The following is an 18,189-nucleotide window of genomic DNA, read 5'->3' as shown; positions in this document are numbered from 1 at the left end:
CGATATGACAGTCCGTGATCTTACGAAACTAGATGGCACGGTTGACCTTGCCGGCTCTCATGCACTTCGTGCACACATTGGCTCTTCTGATCGTACCGTTATCATTGATTCTGATCGTCTGGATGTTGGCATTCCACTTTCTTCTAGAATGTCTATTAGAATGGGATACCTTATTTCCGGAAACCTGACCCTTTCCGCAAACTTCACACTTTCTGGACATCTCCCGCACCTCCTGTCTTCCTATAGTAAGCACCGGATCACTCCGGCGCAATATACTCATCACACGCATGACAGTATAGCACATAGAACGGCGGGTGTCCAAGTTTTTTTCACGATTCTCCGGGAAATATTTCCGAAGGCCTATTTCTCGTGAATTTTCTCGTAATACTCCGCCCGGAGCAGGGACATAACATAGAGGTCCAGATACTTTCCCTTCTGCTTCCCGGCATGGCGGCGCACCCCTTCATCCTTGCAGCCCAGTTTCAGACACATCTGTGCCGACGGCATGTCCTGCTTCAGATGATAGAACGTAATCCGTTCCATATGGAGATTAATGAAGGCGTACTGCAGGATCGCCCGCATCGCCTCTTCTCCCAGACCTATGCCCCGGAGGTGCCGGTCCGCAATATAGATCATGTGACAATCCAGAGAATCCGTCCGGCGGTCGATGTTCGTCAGAACCATTCTGCCCACCGGCCGGTCCGTCTCCTTACTGACAATCGTGAACTGCAGTACACTCTCGCTGCTGTTATTCATAACGAAATCTGTAACAATTTCCTTGTAACTGTGATCCCTGTAATAAATGAAGTTTTCCGTGACCGTCTCGTCCTGTTCCCATTTCGCGAAATAGTCGCAGTCCTCGAAAGTTGTCCCACGGAGAATCAGATTCTTCGATTCAATTATTTTCGTTCCGCCCATGCTCTCACCTGTTTCTGCATCCGGCCCGCCTGTGATTCCCCAACGGACCGGGATCATTATAAATAAAAACGAATAAAAACAAATATAATAAAATATTCTAATTTATATAAATATAGCACCCTGTCGAGCGAGATGCAACCACTACCGGGCACAGTCCGTCAAGCCCCCTTCCCCTGCCTTCGCCCTAAGAGAGAACAACCGGGGGCTTCCGCCCCTTCCGCAGGATTTTTTTGAATTCAACACACAGATGTGATAAGATATTGCGTGCCGAATTGCGGCGGCCCCCGGGGCGCCGATAGAAGCGGAACAGAAACGGAGAAGAAACGACTATGTTGAAGAGAATCCTCAGCCTTACACTGGCAGCCTGCATGACACTCTCCGCCATCGGGCTCACTTCCTGTGGAAAGCAGCAGCCGATCGAGGAACATAAGGAAGATATTAATCAAAAAATCGAACTGAAAGTGGATGCGTACCGCACAGACCTGGCGGACTCTTCCGGTGCCATGAACAGCAACACCGGCATCCGCAACTATCTGCGCAGCTGGGCCGAATCCAAGGGTGTTCCTTACACCGTGGACCGGAGCGGAAATGTCATCATGACGGTGAAGGCATCTGCCTACTACCGGAAGGCGGATCCCGTAGTTGTGGTGTGCCCGTATGACAGCAGCCAGAGCCAGCAGTACATGGCGCCGATGGCGATGGCGCTGTATCTGGCAAAGAACAACGAGCAGACCGGCCGCCTGACGGTTATCTTTGCCCGGGAAAACAAGCATGACTTTTCCGGAATCCGAGGCCTCAGCTCGAAGTACTTCACGAAGGACACCAGAGTTATCTGCCTGAACGGCAGCGGAAAGAGCCAGTTCTCCATGAACACCGGCGCCCAGATGGCATTTCATTTCACCCAGAAGATCCGCTACACGAAGCCGGAATACCAGAAGGCTTACCGCATCAGCCTGTCCGGCCTCCCGGGCGGCCAGGTCAACTCAGATGTGGAATCCCAGATCAATCCAGCCGTCCGGCTCCGTTCCCTTCTGACCAGCCTCCAGAGCTCCAGCATCGGTTATGATCTGGCGGATTTCCGGTCCGGTGACGGCGGCTACCTGCTGCCGAAGAATGCATCCATGACCGTCGTCATCGATCAGGACAAGGAACAGAAGTTCATCGACAAGATGACCTCCCTCACAGAGTCCTTCAATGAAGACAAGAGCAACTCCCATCCGGGAGCGGAATTCACCTTCACGAAGGTGAAACGGCCGTCCCGGGTCATCCGTCCCCAGGACACGAACCGGTTCGTCAGCTTTGTCTACACCCTGCTGAACGGAAAATATCTCCAGGAAGAGGACGGAACCATGAAGGCGGTCAACGGAATTACCTCCGTCAGCACAGATGCGCATCAGATTGAAATTCAGTCTGTGGCGTACAGCCTGACCATGCTCTCCATGAACGAGATCGTGAAGGACGAGAAGGCACTCAGCAAGCTCTCAGATCTCGCATTCCGCTTCGGAGCCAGCATTCCTGCCTGGAGCGGCGATCCGGAATCCGAATTTGCGGATCAGATCAGCCGGGCCTACCGCAGATACACCGGAAAATCCCTGACCCTGTCGGACTCCATCACATCCACCTCTGCCAATTTCATTCGTTCGAAGAGCAGCCGTGCGAAGGTGATATCCATCACCCTGAACGACGATGTATTGAAAACCTGCACCGGAACAATCATTCAGTACCTGACCGGACTGGAGCACACCGAACTGGGTCTGGGTCTGACGAAATCAGACAATGAGGACCAGACGGAGAACAATTGAGATGGAAGAGAAAAATAAGAACAACAGAACAATCCCCCTGCAGGCATTGAACGCCCTGCAGGAGGAGGAATCCATGCGCCGGGAAGAGCACGCAGAAAGCTCTTCTTCCGGCGCTTCGTTCCATTCGGAAGAATATCAGTATTTCTTTCCGGACGAATTCGAGAAGGGACTTCACATCAGCGAGGCGGAACGGGAAAACGCCCGCCGCCTGATCCGGCGGGGCGAGATCCGTCTCCGCCAGTTTTATACCGGCACAGAAACCTTCTCCCGTACCAATGAGGTGCTGGGGGAAGCACTGTTCACTCTGTCCGATCCTTCGGGCTATCCGGTTCCCTATAACCTGGATATGATATTCAGCCGCACGAAGGTGATTATGTCCCGCTGCAGTATGCCGGACTGCAATCCAAGGGAGGATTCCCGTTCCTATCTGCACCGCACCCTGTGCGTCCATGAAGCGGCCGGACTTCTCCTGGCGGAAGACTATCTCCGGGAACATCCCGAACTGGACGCTACCACACCGGACATGTCCCGTTTCATGCGGGATGTGGAAAGCCTGCGGGGCACAACCCTGCGGCATCCAGAAGACAGCCGCAGGGTAATTCTGCGGATGGAACCGCTTCTCTCCCTCCTGAGCTCCGGTACCCTTCTACTTTCGTTCCGGATCGGCGCCTCCCGGATGTACAAGATCCGGGATCTGGAGGAATTCCTGAACAATATGACCCGTCGGCAGGAAATGGCCTTCGGAAAAAAAACAGTGCTGAAGATGTCGCCGGACTATCTGGATGAGACGTCCCTCCGGTGGTACCGGTTCTTCGTCGCTGCCCGGAAGGCAGATCAGAGCCTCCGGGACAGCCTGGCGGATGCCGGAAGACGGCTCCCGGAGAAACCGGATTCCATCGTTCTTTCCGGATATACCCTGGACAATTTCCTTCGCACTGCAGAGGGCCGGACAATGCAATTGAAAGAACCCGGGGAGGGAAGCAGGCAGATCACCGTAAGCGGGGAACCTTATTCCCCTCACCTGGATCTGAAACCGGACATCCATTCGGAGACCGGCGCACTGGAGGGTGTCATCCTGTCCGGCCGCCTTCCCTGGCTCTTCACCGGCGCCGAAACAGCCTGCTGTCTGGCAGGGGATAAACTGTATATCCTGAAGGAAGAGATGCAGGAAGGTCTGGAGTCTCTCTACCAGGCCGCCTCCTACCAGTACCGGCTGAACATGCGGGTCGGGAGAATCCGGATGGGCGAGTTCTACCACAAGATCCTGCCCGCACTCCGTCAGATTGCCGATATCCATGAGGAGGATCCGGACCTGATCAACGGTTACCTGCCGCCGGAACCGGTACTGACCGTTTACCTGGATTACGACAACGGGCTTGTCCTCTGCCGCCCGGAAGCGGCATACGGCAGAGAAGTATTCTCCATGACGGACCTGATCGACTGGAACGAGAAAACCTCCGCGGCGGGAACCCAGGACCAGTACAGGGACCGGGATTCCGAGAAACGAGTCCTCAGACAGCTGGAGACGTATTTCCCGCACTACGACCGGACTCTCCGGATCCTGTACAATGATGCAGACGACGATCTGCTTTTCGAACTGCTGGACCACGGTCTGGACGAACTGCTCTCCCTGTGTGAAGTCCGCACCACAGATGCCTTCCGCCGCCTGGGTATGCAGAAACCGGTGAAATTTCAGATGGGCATCTCCCTGGAGAGCAATCTGATGAATCTCTCGGTCACCTCCCGGGATGTGGATGAGGAAGAGCTCCTGAACATTCTGGATCAGTACCGCAAAAAGAAACGATTCGTCCGCCTCCGCAACGGCAATTTCCTGAAGCTGGAGAACAACGAATCGGTGGACCGGCTTTCCCGGATGATGGAGGAACTCCACCTCTCCCTCCGGGATATGACCGCCGGAAAGATGCATATTCCTGCCTACCGTTCCCTCTATCTGGACAAAATGCTGGAGGGACAGGCCGATATCTACGCAGACAGAGACCGGCACTTCCGGAAACTGATCCAGGAATTCAAGACTGTCAGTGATTCGGAATACGACGTGCCCGGAGAACTGGAAAGCATCGTCCGCCCATACCAGGCCCGGGGTTACCAGTGGCTCCGGACCCTGGATCATTACGGGTTCGGCGGCATACTGGCCGATGAAATGGGTCTGGGAAAATCACTCCAGACCCTGGCCGTTCTGAAAGCCACAGCGGAAGAAGAGGCAGAAGACGAGACTCGGCCGAAACTCTCCCTCATCGTCTGCCCTGCCTCTCTGGTGTACAACTGGCTGGAGGAGGTGCGGAAATTCACCCCGGACCTGCGGGCCGCCGTGATCACCGGCACCGCATCCGCCCGGGCCGGGCAGCTTAGGGAGATCCGGGAGAAACAGAATCAGGATATCCTGATCACCTCCTATGACCTGCTGAAACGGGATATTCAAGAATACAGCGACTTCCGGTTCCGGTTTGAAATCATCGACGAGGCCCAGTACATCAAGAATCATTCCACTGCTGCGTCGAAATCCGTGAAACTGATCCATGCCGACACCCGGTATGCTCTGACCGGCACCCCGGTCGAAAACCGTCTGTCGGAGCTTTGGTCCATTTTCGATTACCTGATGCCGGGATTTCTGTACGACTACAGCAGTTTCCGGGACGAACTGGAGAAGCCGATAATGAAACAGGGGGAGGAAGCTGCCCTGGAGCGGCTGCGCCGCATGGTGGCGCCTTTCATCCTCCGGCGCTGCAAGAAGGACGTTCTGACGGATCTGCCGGAAAAGATCGAAGAGACCCACTTCGCCGGCATGGATTCCCGGCAGCGGAAACTGTACGATGCCCAGGTGGTTCAGATGCGGAATACCATCAGGAGCCAGGATGACAGTGACTTCAGCCGGAGAAAAATCGAAATTCTGGCGGAACTCATGCGTCTCCGGCAGATCTGCTGCGACCCGGATCTGTGCTTCAGTAATTACCGGGGCGGTTCCTGCAAAACCGAAATGTGCATGGATCTGATCCGGAACCTGATCGACGGCGGTCACAAGACCCTGCTCTTTTCCCAGTTCACCTCCATGCTAAAGATTCTTCAGACGAAACTGGACGCAGCCGGAATCCCGTACTATCTGATCACCGGCAAAACGCCGAAGGAAACCCGCCTGAAGCTGGTCAACCAGTTCAACCGGGACGAGACACCGCTGTTCCTGATTTCCCTGAAAGCAGGAGGCACCGGCCTGAACCTGACCGGTGCCGACAGTGTCATTCACTATGACCCGTGGTGGAATACCGCAGCAGAGGATCAGGCCACCGACCGGGCACACCGGATCGGCCAGACGAATGTGGTCACAGTATACAAGCTGGTGGTAAAGGACACAATCGAAGAAAAAATCATTGACCTGCAGAACCGGAAGGCCCGTCTGGCAGAGGACATTCTGAGCGGAGATGCCGTCAGCAGCAGCACCCTCACCCGGGAGGAGCTGCTGGAGATCCTGCGTTAATTCGGTTCGTCTGCATCGCCTGCAGCAGATTTTCGTATACGAATCATGGTTGTATATTACGGAAGGGTGCGGAATCCGTAAAAAAACGAATTCCGCACCCTTCAACATCACACCGATTTTTTCCAGCCCCATATACCCCGTCATGGGCCGCTGCACCTGTCATTTTTTGTCCATCAAACCCGAGGCATGGTATCATCCCCGGGGAATCATCATCACGTTCATATCCGTCCGGCCGGAGATCCCCGCAAGACGCCCGGCAGAGGAATACTGCCACATCTTGTAGATGTAAGGATACCCCGTTTCCGCTGTATAATGCGCCAGCCACACCGGATAGGCTGTCAGCCGGCTCAGATCCACATTATTCTGCAGCCAGGCCGGGTTCCCGTAGATCATCGGCTCATAGCCCTGCTGCTTCACGTACTTACAGAAGGCATCGGTAATGCGGGTGGCCTCCTCTGCACTCAGGCTCCCCTGGTGGCTGCTCTCTGACACCTCCAGATCGAAGGTTACCGTATAATCGATATCGTAACCTTTCAGCGCCCGGACCACATATCTCGCCTCTTCCACGGCTTCCTTCGTGTTCGCCGCCATAGAATAGAAATAGACGCCCACTTTCAGTCCCGCCTGTTTCGCACCGGTGAGGTTTCTGCGGAAATACGGGTCCTCATAGATCCGGCCGGCGGTGGATCCCCGGTATCCCACGCGGACAAAGGCAAATTTCACACCGGTCGATGCCACCTGATTCCAGTTGATTTTCCCCTGATGAGAGGAAACATCGATGCCCACTTCCGAAACGTACCGGGCATCCCGATAATACCGAAGACCATTTCGGAAATAGAACGATTCGCTCTGATAGGGATTCTCCCGGATCGTCTTTTTCGGATCCGGTCCGTCATAGTGGTACTGCATGCAGGACCGAAGCGTCCCGAAAAGCAGCAGCACCAGAAGAAGTGCAATCCCGCCCCGGAACCACCGGTTCTGGAACAGCAGAGCGAAGAAATGCCGGATGGACGATGTCCCCCGGTTTCTCCGCCCTGCAGGTTTTCGTTTTCGATGATACAGATTCCCTTTCGATGAATAACCTTTTCTCTGTTTCATGGAAATCAGATTTCTTCCTTCTCTTCCTCATCACCGGCGATCTCATTCACCGCCGCCGCAAACAGGGCGGCGCTCAGCGTGCAGAGACTCAAGACAATCCATTTCATTTTCTTGTTCATCGGTCCTACCTCCCGTTTCTCACCTTTTCCCGCAGACGATCGTTCTTTCCTTTTTTCTCGTATTATACATTTCAGGCAGGAGAATTGCAATCATCGCAGAAAATACTTGTTTCCTCCCAAAAGCTGTGTTAATATAACACTGTTGCATCGGTCAGCCGGTGCGAAAACCGAATATGCGGCTATAGCTCAGCAGGATAGAGTAGCACACTCCGAATGTGAAGGTCGCGAGTTCGAATCTCGCTAGCCGCATTCTTTTAGGAACCGCCAACTCGTTGCATGACAACGGTTCGGCGGTTTCTTCGTTATGCCAGGGGCCGGGCATCTCCCCCCTCCGGCAAGATGATTATTGAAACAGAAGAGCGGGTACTGTATACTATGAGGATGTCAGTCCGGATCGAATACCGGACGGTTAGAGAGGTTTAGAGAAATGAATAATACAACGAAATCGTCCCAGTATGACAGACCGAAGCGCCGAAAGAACGCCGCCGTTCTGGTGGTTGTTCTGCTTCTTGCCCTGGCCTGCCTCATTTTTTTCCGCCATTATACAGACCGGGATACCTTCCTGCCGGGCAGTGAGATCGACGGCGTCAATGTATCCGGTATGACCGCTTCCCAGGCGGCAGACAAGCTGAAGACCACCTGGAAAAGCCGGGAGCTGAAGGTCAGGCAGAACGGCAAGGTGGTGGCCCGGTTCAGCTACCGGGACTACGACTATGAAGACGTAGAATCTGCTGTGGCGAAGGCGATGAATCCCGGCACAGGAACGTCCCTGGCCCGGGCATTTAATTCGTCGAAACGTCACATGACGGTGGAATCGAAGCCGAAGATTGACGAGGAGAAATTCAACGCCATCTTCTATAACATGAGCATTGTCAAGGATGCGAAATACACTGCGAAAAGCAAGGACGCATACGTGGATCTGTCTGACCCGAAGTTTACCATCCATAAGGAAGTGTACGGTGACGAACTGGATAAGCAGGCACTGAAGCGGGCCATTATGAAGGCAGTCAGCGAAGGCAGAACCACGTTCCGCTACACGGCCAGCGACTACTACATCGAGCCGGAATTGAAATCCACCAGCCGGACCCTGCTTCTGGAACAGAACTTTGCGAAAGAATACCTGAGTCAGAAGATCACCTATGAAGGCCTGGTGAAGGATTATACCATCACCCCGAAAGAACTGAGTACCATGCTCGAACGGAAGAACGGGAAAGCGGTAGTGAACGAAAGCGCCGCAGCGAAATTCGTCGCCAATACCGTTTCTACCCGGATGTCCACCGTGGGCATGCAGCGTAAGCTCAAGTCCGCAGGAGGCGGAACCTACATTGTCGCCGGCGGAAATTACGGTGCTTCTGTGGATGTGAAGAAAGAAACGAAACAGCTGATCCGGGATCTGAAGGCCGGAAAGGATGTGAAACGTGCGCCGGTCTACACCGGAAAGGTGAAGAAGGTCACCAAGGGAAACAGCGATATCGGCGACAGCTACGTGGAAGTGGATGTGGGCAGACAGACGGTCTACTGCGTCATCAAAGGAAAAAAGGTTCTGACCTCCAGTGTCGTCACCGGCAATGTGGCGGAAGGTCATGCCACCCCGTACGGCGTCTGCTACCTGGCATATAAGGAGACGGATGCCACACTGAAGGGGAAGAATGCGGATGGTTCCGACTATGAGTCCCATGTGGATTACTGGATGCCGTTCAACGGCGGCGTCGGGCTTCACGATGCGCCGTGGAGGGGTGCCTTCGGCGGAAGTATTTACAGGACCTCCGGCAGCCACGGCTGTGTCAATATGCCGCCGGCCAATGCGAAGAAACTGTATCACTATGTGTACGCCGGAATTCCGGTCATCGTTCATCCGTAGGAAACAGCAGCATAAGAGGACGAACGCTCCTTTGGGCGCACAGATCCGGAAACGGATCGTGCGCCCGATTCTTTTTGTCATAATCCCCCTCCCCTGTTGACATTTCACGTCGACAGAGTATACTGGAAACTGCGGGTTGGCACTCATTCACGAAGAGTGCTAACAGAGAATAACAGAGCGACGGAGGTATTGACATATGGCGAAGAAACAATTCAAGACAGAATCCAAGAAACTGCTGGATATGATGATCAACTCGATTTATACGAACCGGGAGATCTTCATCCGGGAACTGATCAGCAATGCCAGCGATGCGCTGGACAAGCGGTATTATCACGATCTGGAATCCGGCACCAGCGGCGTGACCCGGGAGGATTACACCATCCGGATCACCCCGGACAAGGACGCACGCACCCTCACCATCAGCGACAACGGCATCGGCATGACGAAGGAGGAACTGGAGTCCAACCTGGGCACCATTGCGAAGAGCGGCAGCCTGGACTTCAAGAATGCCCATCAGACCGGCGATGAATCCGGAGCGGAAGATGCCGGATCAGAAGAAGGTTCCCGGGAGTCGAAGGAAAAGAATGTCACCGACATCATCGGACAGTTCGGCGTCGGCTTCTATTCCGCCTTCATGGTCGCAGACAAGGTCACCGTCACATCCCGGGTGCAGAACGCTTCGAATGCGTACGCATGGGAATCTTCCGGCACCGACGGCTACACTGTGGAAGAGGCGGAGAAAGCCGATGCGGGCACAGATGTGGTGCTCCATCTGAAAGCAGATACCGACGCTGAAAACTACAGTCAGTACCTGGAGGAATATGAGATCCGCAGTCTGATCCGCAAGTATTCCGACTATATCCATTACCCGATCACCATGATGGTGACGAAATCCCGGCCGGTGGAGAAGGCCGAGGAGGAGCAGGCACAGGATCAGAAGGACGAAGACCAGAACAAACCGCCGGAAATGGAGACATACCAGGAACTGGATACACTGAACTCCATGGAGCCGATCTGGAAGAAGGCGAAGAGTCAGGTCACAGATGAAGAGTACAACGAATACTACAAGGGGAAATTCTCGGACTATGAAGACCCTTGCCGGGTGATCCGCACCTCCGTGGAAGGTGTGTCCAGCTACACAGCCCTGCTGTTCATCCCGAACCACACACCGTTCAATTATTACACGAAGGACTACGAAAAGGGTCTGCAGCTGTATTCTTCCGGTGTTTTGATCATGGACAAGTGCAAGGACCTCCTGCCGGATTACTTCAATTTCGTCAGAGGTCTGGTGGACTCCCAGGATCTGAGCCTGAATATCTCCCGTGAGACCCTGCAGCAGGACCGGCAGCTGAAGAATATCGCGAAGAATCTCCAGAAGAAGATCAAGGCAGATCTGGCGGATTTCATGAAGAATGACCGGGACGGTTATGAGAAGTTCTTCGAAAACTTCGGCAGAAGTCTGAAATACGGCATTTACGAGGGCTACGGCATGACGAAGGATCTGCTGGCAGACCTCCTGCTCTTCTACAGCAGCACCGAAAAGAAAATGATCTCCCTGGACGAATACATTGCGAAGATGGGAGAAGACCAGAAGTATATCTACTATGCACCGGGTGAAACCGTGGAGAAGGTGGATATGCTGCCTCAGGTGGAGGCTGCGAAGGCAAAGGGCTATGAAGTGCTCTACCTCACCGACGAAATGGACGAATTCGTCGTGAAGATGATGCATGATTACAAGGAAAAGGAATTCCTCTCTGTGTCCGAAGCAGACATGAGTGAAGAGGAGACAGAAGAAGAGAAGAAAGCGCTGGAGGAACTGAAGGAGAAGAACAAGGATCTGCTCGCTTTCATTCAGTCCACTCTGGGCGATGCGGTTTCTGAAGTCAGACTGTCCCGCCGGCTTGGAGACGCTTCCGTCACCCTCACATCCAAGGGCGGCATCTCTATCGAAATGGAAAAGACCCTGAATCAGATGCCGATGAACCAGGGCGTGAAGGCGGAGAAGATTCTGGAGCTGAACCCGGATCACGCCGTGATGAAGAAGATGCAGGATTCCTTCGGAGACGGCACAGATGAATCCGGAAAGGAACTGACGGCGGTATACGCCCGCCTGCTCTATGATCAGGCGGCCATGATCTCCGGACTCTCCATTCAGGATCCTGCCAGAATGGCACAGGACATCGATACCTTGATCACGAAGTAACACACCTTCGAAACAAACACACATGAAAAGCGGAGCCTTCCGCCCGGACCACGTCTGACGTCCGGGCGGAAGGCTCCGCTTCGTATTCGTTCGATCTGTGCTTCGATCCATTAAACCGGCTCCGCAGAATCTACCACACCATATCGCTGCTGATGTCACTCAGCTTATCGGCACCGCACATCTGCATGGTGTCTTCCAGTTCTCCGCCAAGCTTCTCGATATAGGTCTTCACTCCTTCAGCACCGCCGCCGTAGACCGCTGTCACAAACGGCCGGGCAATCAGAACGGCGTCTGCACCCATGGCCAGAGCCTTGAAAACATCAATACCTGTGCGGATTCCGCCGTCCACCAGCACCTTCATGGAACCGTCCACCGCTTCCACAATTTCTTCCAGCACGTCCGCCGTCGCCTGGCAGCTGTCCAGTACCCGGCCGCCGTGGTTGGACACGATGATCGCAGAAGCACCCGCTTCTTTCGCCTTCAGCGCACCCTTCGCGGTCATGATGCCCTTCACAATGAACGGAACACCGGCATCCTCCACGATCTCCTTCAGTTCCTCCACGGACTTGCGCCCTGCCGGCGGCTGGAAGCCCTTCAGGAACGGCAGACCGGCAGCGTCCACATCCATGGCGCATGCAAATGCGCCGGAAGCCTTCACCAGTTCCATTTTCTGTTTCACAACACCCACGCTCCACGGCTTCACCGTCGGGATGCCCAGACCATCTGCCTTCCGGATCGCTTCTGTTGCGGCAACCATGACGTTATCATCCATGCCGTCACCGGTGAATGCGGCAATGCCGTTCTCCGCACAGGCAGAAACCAGTACATCGTTATAGGTGACATCTGTGTACTTGTCGCTGTAGTGCAGATTCACCGCTCCCACCGGACCGGCGAAGATCGGATAACGGAATTTCCGGCCGAACAGTTCCAGACTGGTGTCGATGTCCGCATTGGCGAACAGCGTATCCATATTCACATTGTAATTCTGCCAGGCCTCAAAATTCCGGATCGCTGTGTCTCCCACAGCCCCCTTCGCTCCCGGTCCCGGAATCTTATTTCCGCAGGCCTTTCCGTTGCATACCGGACACGCCTTGCAACTCGGTCCGATGCATTTTCTCGCATTTTCTAATACTTCTTCGTAATTCATTTCTCCTCCTAACAACCAGGCTGTTTTTTTCAGCATTTCATTCATCGTATCACCCGCAGTCCGGGATTTCAACCGTTCCTTCTGGAAGGTACTGTAAAAATTTCAAAAACCACTGCAGGAACCGATCTCCGCCTGAAGTGCGATTCTGCTGCCTCTACTGCTCCGGCGTCTCTTCTTTCTCTTCCGCCTCCGGTTTCGCCTCGGAAGGAGCAGAGACAGCCGGACGCTCTTCCTTTCCGAGAATCAGCTCCCGGCAGTATGCCATGGCAGATGAAATCGAATAGAGCACCAGTGAGAACAGAATATAGGTGCCGCTGCCGTTCACCAGCGCCATCATCACCTGCTGCCAGTTTTCGGCCCGGGACTGCCCCTGCTGCTCATAGGCCGCCTTCAGCGTAATCCAGTTCCGGAAGAAGGCGAACAGCGCATACAGCGCCGTTATGGCCGCCGCAATATACAGAACCGTCTCCAGCGTTGTCCTTTTCCGGGATTGATCTTTCTTCATACGAATAAACCTCTTTTCCTCTTCAGTAATCAATTCACGATTTTCATTATATCACCTCTGCCTGACCCCGCCCAGACGGACCTGCTATTTTCTTCCCTTCCGGAAATCAGAAATATCCGTCAGCTGTTAACACTTTTCATTACATCTGTCTTGTCAGGTTGTGGAATCAGTGTTACCATAATACCCATGGACGCGCCCCGGACCCGGCGTCTGCGGGCATAGCTGTGTTAGAAAAAGGATGAAGAGGTTTATATCATGAACGAGGAACTGATCAGGGAAATCCAGGAACTGAAGAAGGAGAAGGATGCGGTGATTCTGGCCCACTACTATGTGGACGGATCCATTCAGGAAATTGCGGACTACGTAGGCGATTCTTTCGCACTGGCGAAAGCTGCCGTGGAGGATCCACGGAAAACCATTGTTTTCTGCGGTGTCACCTTCATGGGACAGAGCGCCAGTATCCTGAATCCGGACAAGACAGTGCTGGTCCCGGCGGATGATGCCGTCTGTCCCATGGCCCTGATGGTGGACCCGGCGGAAATCCGGGAAATGAGAGAGAAATATGAGGACCTGGCGGTGGTCTGCTACATCAACTCCATGGCAGAGACGAAAGCTCTGGTGGATGTCTGTGTCACCTCCTCCAATGCGGTGAAAATCGTGCGCAGTCTGCCTCAGAAAAACATATACTTCATTCCGGATCAGAACCTGGGAAGCTATATTGCGGAGCAGGTGCCGGAGAAGAATATCATGCTGGGATACGGCTTCTGCCATGTTCACCACTATATGGACCCGGAAGATGTGAAGGCACTGAAGAAGGCCCATCCGAAGGCAAAAATTCTGGCCCATCCGGAATGCAACCGTTCCATCATCGAACTGGCCGACTATGTGGGCAGCACGAAGGGAATCATCCGATACTCCGCAGAGAGCCCGGAAACAGAATTCATCATCTGCACCGAATCCGGCGTGGAGCATGAACTCCGCCGTCTTTCCCCGGAGAAAAAGTTCTATTTCGCCGCCAACCAGATCTGCCCGAATATGAAGAAACTGACCCTGGAAAAGGTCAGGGACTGTCTGAAAAACGGCGCCCCGGTCTCCAAGGTGGACGAGGAAACGAGAACGAAGGCACTGATTCCGCTGAACCGCATGCTGGAGCTGGGCAGCGCCCCGGAGAAGAAGGAGAACTAACATGGCACAGAAAACGGCAAGTTCCGATGTTCTCATCGTCGGAACCGGCGTGGCAGGTCTGTACTGCGCACTGAATCTTCCCCTGAACCGGAAGATCACCATCATTGCGAAATCCGATCTGGAAGATTGTGATTCTTACCTGGCCCAGGGGGGCATCTGCATGCTCCGGGACGACGAGGACTACGACAATTATTTCGAAGACACCATGCATGCAGGTCATTACATCAACGACCCGGAGTCCGTGGAGATCATGATACGCGGTTCCCAGGACGTCATCCGGGACCTGATCGAATTCGGCGTCGACTTCGAACGAAACGAAGACGGCTCCCTGAAATTCACCCGGGAAGGGGCCCATTCCGCTCCCCGGATCCTGTTCCACCAGGACATCACCGGAAAGGCCATCACTTCCGTCCTGCTGGAAACCGTGAAACGGCTTCCGAATGTCACCATTCTGGACCATGTGACCATGACCGACATCATCACCACCAAGGCGCCGGGGGGCGCTGTGGTATGTCAGGGCATCATCGCCAAGGCCCCGAAGGACACCCCGGTGGCGAAGAAATACGGTAAACTGGAAACAACCGACGGTCAGATGCTCTTCCCGATGACTGCCCGGGAAGTGGTGTGGGCCTGCGGCGGCATCGGCGGCCTGTTCGACCATTCCACCAACTTCCCCCAGCTGACCGGGGATGCCCTGGCCATTGCGCTGCGCCACGGCATCGAACTCCGGGATCCGGATTACATTCAGATCCATCCGACCACCCTCTTCACAGAGAAGCCGGGCCGTTCCTTCCTGATTTCCGAATCCGTCCGGGGCGAAGGCGGCATTCTGCTGAATGAAAACGGCGAACGGTTCGTCAACGAACTCCTGGCCAGGGATGTGGTCAGCAAGGCCATTCTGCAGGAAATGAAGGAAACCGGAAAGAAACATGTCTGGCTTTCCATGAAAAACATTCCGACGGACATGATCACTTCCCACTTCAAGCACATTTACGAACGCTGCCTGGAAGAAGGTTTTGACTGTACGAAAGAACCGATCCCCGTGGTCCCGGCCCAGCACTACTTCATGGGGGGCGTGAAGGTGGACCACATGAGCCGGACCACCATGCCCCAGCTTTTTGCCGCCGGAGAAACCAGCTGCAACGGCGTGCACGGCGGAAACCGTCTGGCCAGCAACTCCCTCCTGGAAGGGCTGGTCTTCGCCAAGCGGGCGGCCCTGACCATCGCCCGGGAGCTGCCGAACACCATGCTTCTCCGGAACGTGGAGAACCATGTAGACCTGACGCTGTACCAGGACGCCTGTGCACTGACAAAGGAATACAAAGAAAGCGTTCTGGCAGAAATAGAAAGGATGCGGAAATACCATGAACAACATCACCATGAAGCTTAATGCGGATCCCCTCATTCTCTCCGCACTGCGGGAAGACATCAACAGTGAGGATCTGTCTGCCAATGCGGTTATCCCGGAGCACACGCCGGGAGAAGTGGATCTGATTGCGAAACAGGACGGCATCATCTGCGGTCTTCCGGTCTTTTCCCGTACCTTCGAATTGCTGGATCCGGAAACCTGCTCCACCTTCTCTGTCAGCGACGGAGATCCGGTGACGGCGGGACAGAAAATCGGCCGGGTCCGGGGGGACATCCGGGTTCTGCTGAGCGGAGAGCGCACCGCTCTGAACTACCTGCAGCGGATGAGCGGCATCGCCACATATACAAACACCGTTGTGAAACTGCTTCAGGGAACGAAAACGAAACTGCTGGACACCCGGAAAACCACCCCGAACATGCGGATTTTTGAAAAATACGCCGTGAAAACCGGCGGCGGATACAACCACCGCTACAATCTGTCCGGGGGTGTCATGCTGAAGGATAATCATATCGATGCGGCCGGCAGCATTACCGAAGCAGTGAGACGGGCACGGGAGTACGCACCGTTTGTCCTGAAAATCGAAGTAGAAGTCGAAAACATCGACATGGTGCGGGAGGCCGTATCCGCCGGAGCCGACATCATCATGCTGGATAACATGGACCACGAACAGATGGCGGAAGCGATCCACATCATTGACGGTCGGGCAGAAGTGGAATGTTCCGGCAATATTACGAAGGAAAACATCAAGAAACTGACTGACCTGGGTGTGGACTACATTTCCAGCGGCGCACTGACCCACTCTGCACCGATTCTGGACCTGTCCATGAAAAATCTGCGCAAGATCAGCGAATAGCGAAAGAGGGAATCCCATTGACAGTGAAGAACGGAGAAGAACGAAGGAATAAACTGCTGGGCATCCTGTCCCGGGCGGAAGAACCGATTTCCGGAAGCCGTCTGTCCAAGATGCTGAACGTGAGCCGTCAGGTCATCGTCACGGACATCGCCCTGCTCCGCACCTCCCATCCGGATCTGATTGCCACCAGCACGGGATACGTGCTGATGGGCGCATCCGGATGCCGGCGGATTTTCAAGGTGAACCACACCGATGAACAACTCGGAGACGAATTGAAAAGCATTGTGGATCTGGGCGGCACAATACTGGACGTATTCATAGAACACAGGGTCTACGGCACCATTCGCAAACCCCTCAACATCTGCTCCCGCCGGGACGTCGGGCGCTTCATGGAGGACATCGGAACCGGCGTATCCACGCCGCTGAAAAACATCACCCACGGCTACCATTACCACACGGTGGAGGCCAGGAGCCCGGAAGTGCTGGATGAAATTCAGAACATGCTCCGGGAAAAGGGATACCTGATCAGCACCTCTGACGCTCCCACCTACTACGAACCGAAGAAATATAATCAGTAAAGGGCCGGCGCGGAAAACAGGAAGGTATCAATCATGATTTCCGGTCAGAATCACACCGACCCGGTTCAGGATCGCCCGGATGCAGTCTTCGTCGCTGTCGTATTCCGAAATGTTGAACCAGATCATGTCCGGGAACCGGCGGAGCCAGGTCATCTGCCTTTTGGCAAGATGGCGGGTGTTCTGTTTCACCAGACGGACGGCGTCCTCCTTCGTGCATTCTCCGTTCAGGAAGGAGATGATTTCCTTGTATCCGATCCCCTTCATGGAGATATCATCCGCCGTCAGTCCCTGTTCCAGCAGACCCCGGACCTCTTCCACCAGACCTTCCTCCATGAGGAGATCCACCCGGCGGTCGATCCTGTCGTAGAGTTCCTCCCGGTTTCGGGCCAGCCCGATCAGGATCCGTCCATACTCTTCCACAGGCCGAAGTTCCCGGGAAATGTCCCGGATATGGCCGCCCGCTTCTGCCGCTTCCAGCGCACGGATCACTTTCTTTCTATTGTTCGGATGAATGCGTCCGGCTGCCTCCGGATCTTTCCGGCGCAGCAGTTCATAGACTGCGGCATTCCCTTCCCGGTCCGCCAGCTCATAGAGCCGCTGACGAAATGACGGGTCCTCCGGCGGCCGGCTGAAATCCATGTCATACAGCAGCGAATTCAGGTACAGGCCGGTGCCTCCCGCAATGACCGGCAGAAGCCCCCTGCCTGCAATATCCCGGATGGCTTCCTTCGCCAGATGCTGATACCGGGCCACGGAGAAGTCCTCCTTCGGATCAATGAGATCCACCAGCCAGTGCTTTGCTCTCGACTGCTCCTCTTCAGTAGGCTTCGCACTGCCGATATCCATATACTTATAAAGCTGCATGGAATCGCAGGATACAATTTCCCCGTGAAATGCCCGGGCGCATTCGATGGCGAATTTTGTCTTTCCTACAGCGGTGGGCCCGCATACCGCCAGGATATTCAGGGACCCCGGCCGGAACATTTCCGGCCGGTCCAGTGGCGACCAGGGTTTTCCCGAGTAGCAGGCTGTGCTTCGTGTGATTCGGCTGTTCATAATGC

Annotated in this window: 14 protein-coding genes and 1 tRNA gene; 9 read left to right on the top strand and 6 right to left on the bottom strand. The window is 54.6% G+C overall.

All coding sequences use genetic code 11. The features are described 5' to 3' along the window. Window positions 1–28 precede the first annotated feature (28 nt). Both rpmB and BLQ24_RS00505 read right to left on the bottom strand, forming a co-directional pair. Window positions 29–220: a 50S ribosomal protein L28 gene (rpmB, locus tag BLQ24_RS00510; RefSeq protein ID WP_090161478.1), complete on the bottom strand. Its 192-nt coding sequence runs from the start codon at window positions 218–220 to the stop codon at window positions 29–31. 140 nt (window positions 221–360) lie between these two features. Next, a complete protein-coding gene (locus BLQ24_RS00505) occupies window positions 361–918 on the bottom strand; it encodes a GNAT family N-acetyltransferase (RefSeq protein WP_176755837.1) in 558 nt (185 codons plus the stop codon). A 329-nt stretch (window positions 919–1,247) separates the two neighbouring features. Between BLQ24_RS00505 and BLQ24_RS00500 the strand changes: the two genes are divergently transcribed. Together BLQ24_RS00500 and BLQ24_RS00495 are read left to right on the top strand one after the other, a co-directional pair. After that, window positions 1,248–2,720, top strand: coding sequence for a zinc-binding metallopeptidase family protein (locus tag BLQ24_RS00500; RefSeq protein ID WP_090161472.1), 1,473 nt, complete (start codon window positions 1,248–1,250; stop codon window positions 2,718–2,720). 1 nt (window position 2,721) lies between these two features. Beyond that, entirely contained in the window at window positions 2,722–6,210 is a 3,489-nt protein-coding gene (locus tag BLQ24_RS00495) for a DEAD/DEAH box helicase (protein ID WP_176755836.1), read from the top strand. Between the two features lie 192 nt (window positions 6,211–6,402). Here the strand turns inward: BLQ24_RS00495 and BLQ24_RS00490 are convergent, their stop codons facing one another. Next, a complete protein-coding gene (locus BLQ24_RS00490) occupies window positions 6,403–7,308 on the bottom strand; it encodes a glycoside hydrolase family 25 protein (protein ID WP_090161465.1) in 906 nt (301 codons plus the stop codon). Window positions 7,309–7,602: 294 nt separating this feature from the next. Between BLQ24_RS00490 and BLQ24_RS00485 the strand changes: the two genes are divergently transcribed. The 3 genes from BLQ24_RS00485 (at window position 7,603) to htpG (ending at window position 11,491) form a co-directional block, all read left to right on the top strand. Then, window positions 7,603–7,676 (top strand) — tRNA-Arg (locus tag BLQ24_RS00485). A gap of 178 nt (window positions 7,677–7,854) precedes the next feature. Next, window positions 7,855–9,288 (top strand): L,D-transpeptidase family protein, encoded by a 1,434-nt coding sequence (locus tag BLQ24_RS00480; protein ID WP_090161463.1) that lies wholly within the window; start codon window positions 7,855–7,857, stop codon window positions 9,286–9,288. 196 nt (window positions 9,289–9,484) lie between these two features. Further along, the gene (htpG, locus tag BLQ24_RS00475; protein ID WP_090161460.1) at window positions 9,485–11,491 is read left to right on the top strand and encodes a molecular chaperone HtpG; all 2,007 of its coding nucleotides are present in this window, start codon (window positions 9,485–9,487) and stop codon (window positions 11,489–11,491) included. 130 nt (window positions 11,492–11,621) lie between these two features. Here htpG and BLQ24_RS00470 read toward each other — a convergent pair whose 3' ends face one another. Together BLQ24_RS00470 and BLQ24_RS00465 are read right to left on the bottom strand one after the other, a co-directional pair. Beyond that, a complete protein-coding gene (locus BLQ24_RS00470) occupies window positions 11,622–12,638 on the bottom strand; it encodes an alpha-hydroxy-acid oxidizing protein (protein WP_090161706.1) in 1,017 nt (338 codons plus the stop codon). Between the two features lie 154 nt (window positions 12,639–12,792). Continuing rightward, the gene (locus tag BLQ24_RS00465) at window positions 12,793–13,143 is read right to left on the bottom strand and encodes a hypothetical protein (protein ID WP_090161457.1); all 351 of its coding nucleotides are present in this window, start codon (window positions 13,141–13,143) and stop codon (window positions 12,793–12,795) included. Between the two features lie 255 nt (window positions 13,144–13,398). Here BLQ24_RS00465 and nadA point away from each other — a divergent pair, with 255 nt between their 5' ends. The 4 genes from nadA to BLQ24_RS00445 are packed head-to-tail and all read left to right on the top strand — an operon-like array spanning window position 13,399 to window position 17,128. Continuing rightward, window positions 13,399–14,328 carry a quinolinate synthase NadA gene (gene nadA, locus BLQ24_RS00460; RefSeq protein WP_090161454.1) on the top strand — a complete coding sequence of 310 codons (930 nt, stop codon included), beginning with the start codon at window positions 13,399–13,401 and terminating at the stop codon, window positions 14,326–14,328. Window position 14,329: 1 nt separating this feature from the next. Beyond that, window positions 14,330–15,718: an L-aspartate oxidase gene (locus tag BLQ24_RS00455; RefSeq protein WP_090161451.1), complete on the top strand. Its 1,389-nt coding sequence runs from the start codon at window positions 14,330–14,332 to the stop codon at window positions 15,716–15,718. Then, window positions 15,693–16,550, top strand: a complete 858-nt coding sequence (gene nadC, locus BLQ24_RS00450) for a carboxylating nicotinate-nucleotide diphosphorylase (protein WP_090161448.1) — start codon at window positions 15,693–15,695, stop codon at window positions 16,548–16,550. The genes BLQ24_RS00455 and nadC overlap by 26 nt, the downstream gene beginning before the upstream one ends. A gap of 23 nt (window positions 16,551–16,573) precedes the next feature. After that, entirely contained in the window at window positions 16,574–17,128 is a 555-nt protein-coding gene (locus tag BLQ24_RS00445; RefSeq protein WP_336433250.1) for a transcription repressor NadR, read from the top strand. Between the two features lie 27 nt (window positions 17,129–17,155). On the opposite strand, the gene miaA is transcribed toward BLQ24_RS00445, so the two are convergent. Beyond that, window positions 17,156–18,184: a tRNA (adenosine(37)-N6)-dimethylallyltransferase MiaA gene (gene miaA, locus BLQ24_RS00440; protein WP_242869534.1), complete on the bottom strand. Its 1,029-nt coding sequence runs from the start codon at window positions 18,182–18,184 to the stop codon at window positions 17,156–17,158. Window positions 18,185–18,189 lie beyond the last annotated feature (5 nt).

Origin of the sequence: Eubacterium pyruvativorans (assembly GCF_900102225.1) — a bacterium.
Taxonomy (GTDB): domain Bacteria; phylum Bacillota; class Clostridia; order Peptostreptococcales; family Anaerovoracaceae; genus Aminicella; species Aminicella pyruvativorans.
Note: the sequence above shows the minus strand (reverse complement) of the source record. Positions and strands in the feature narration are given on the sequence as shown.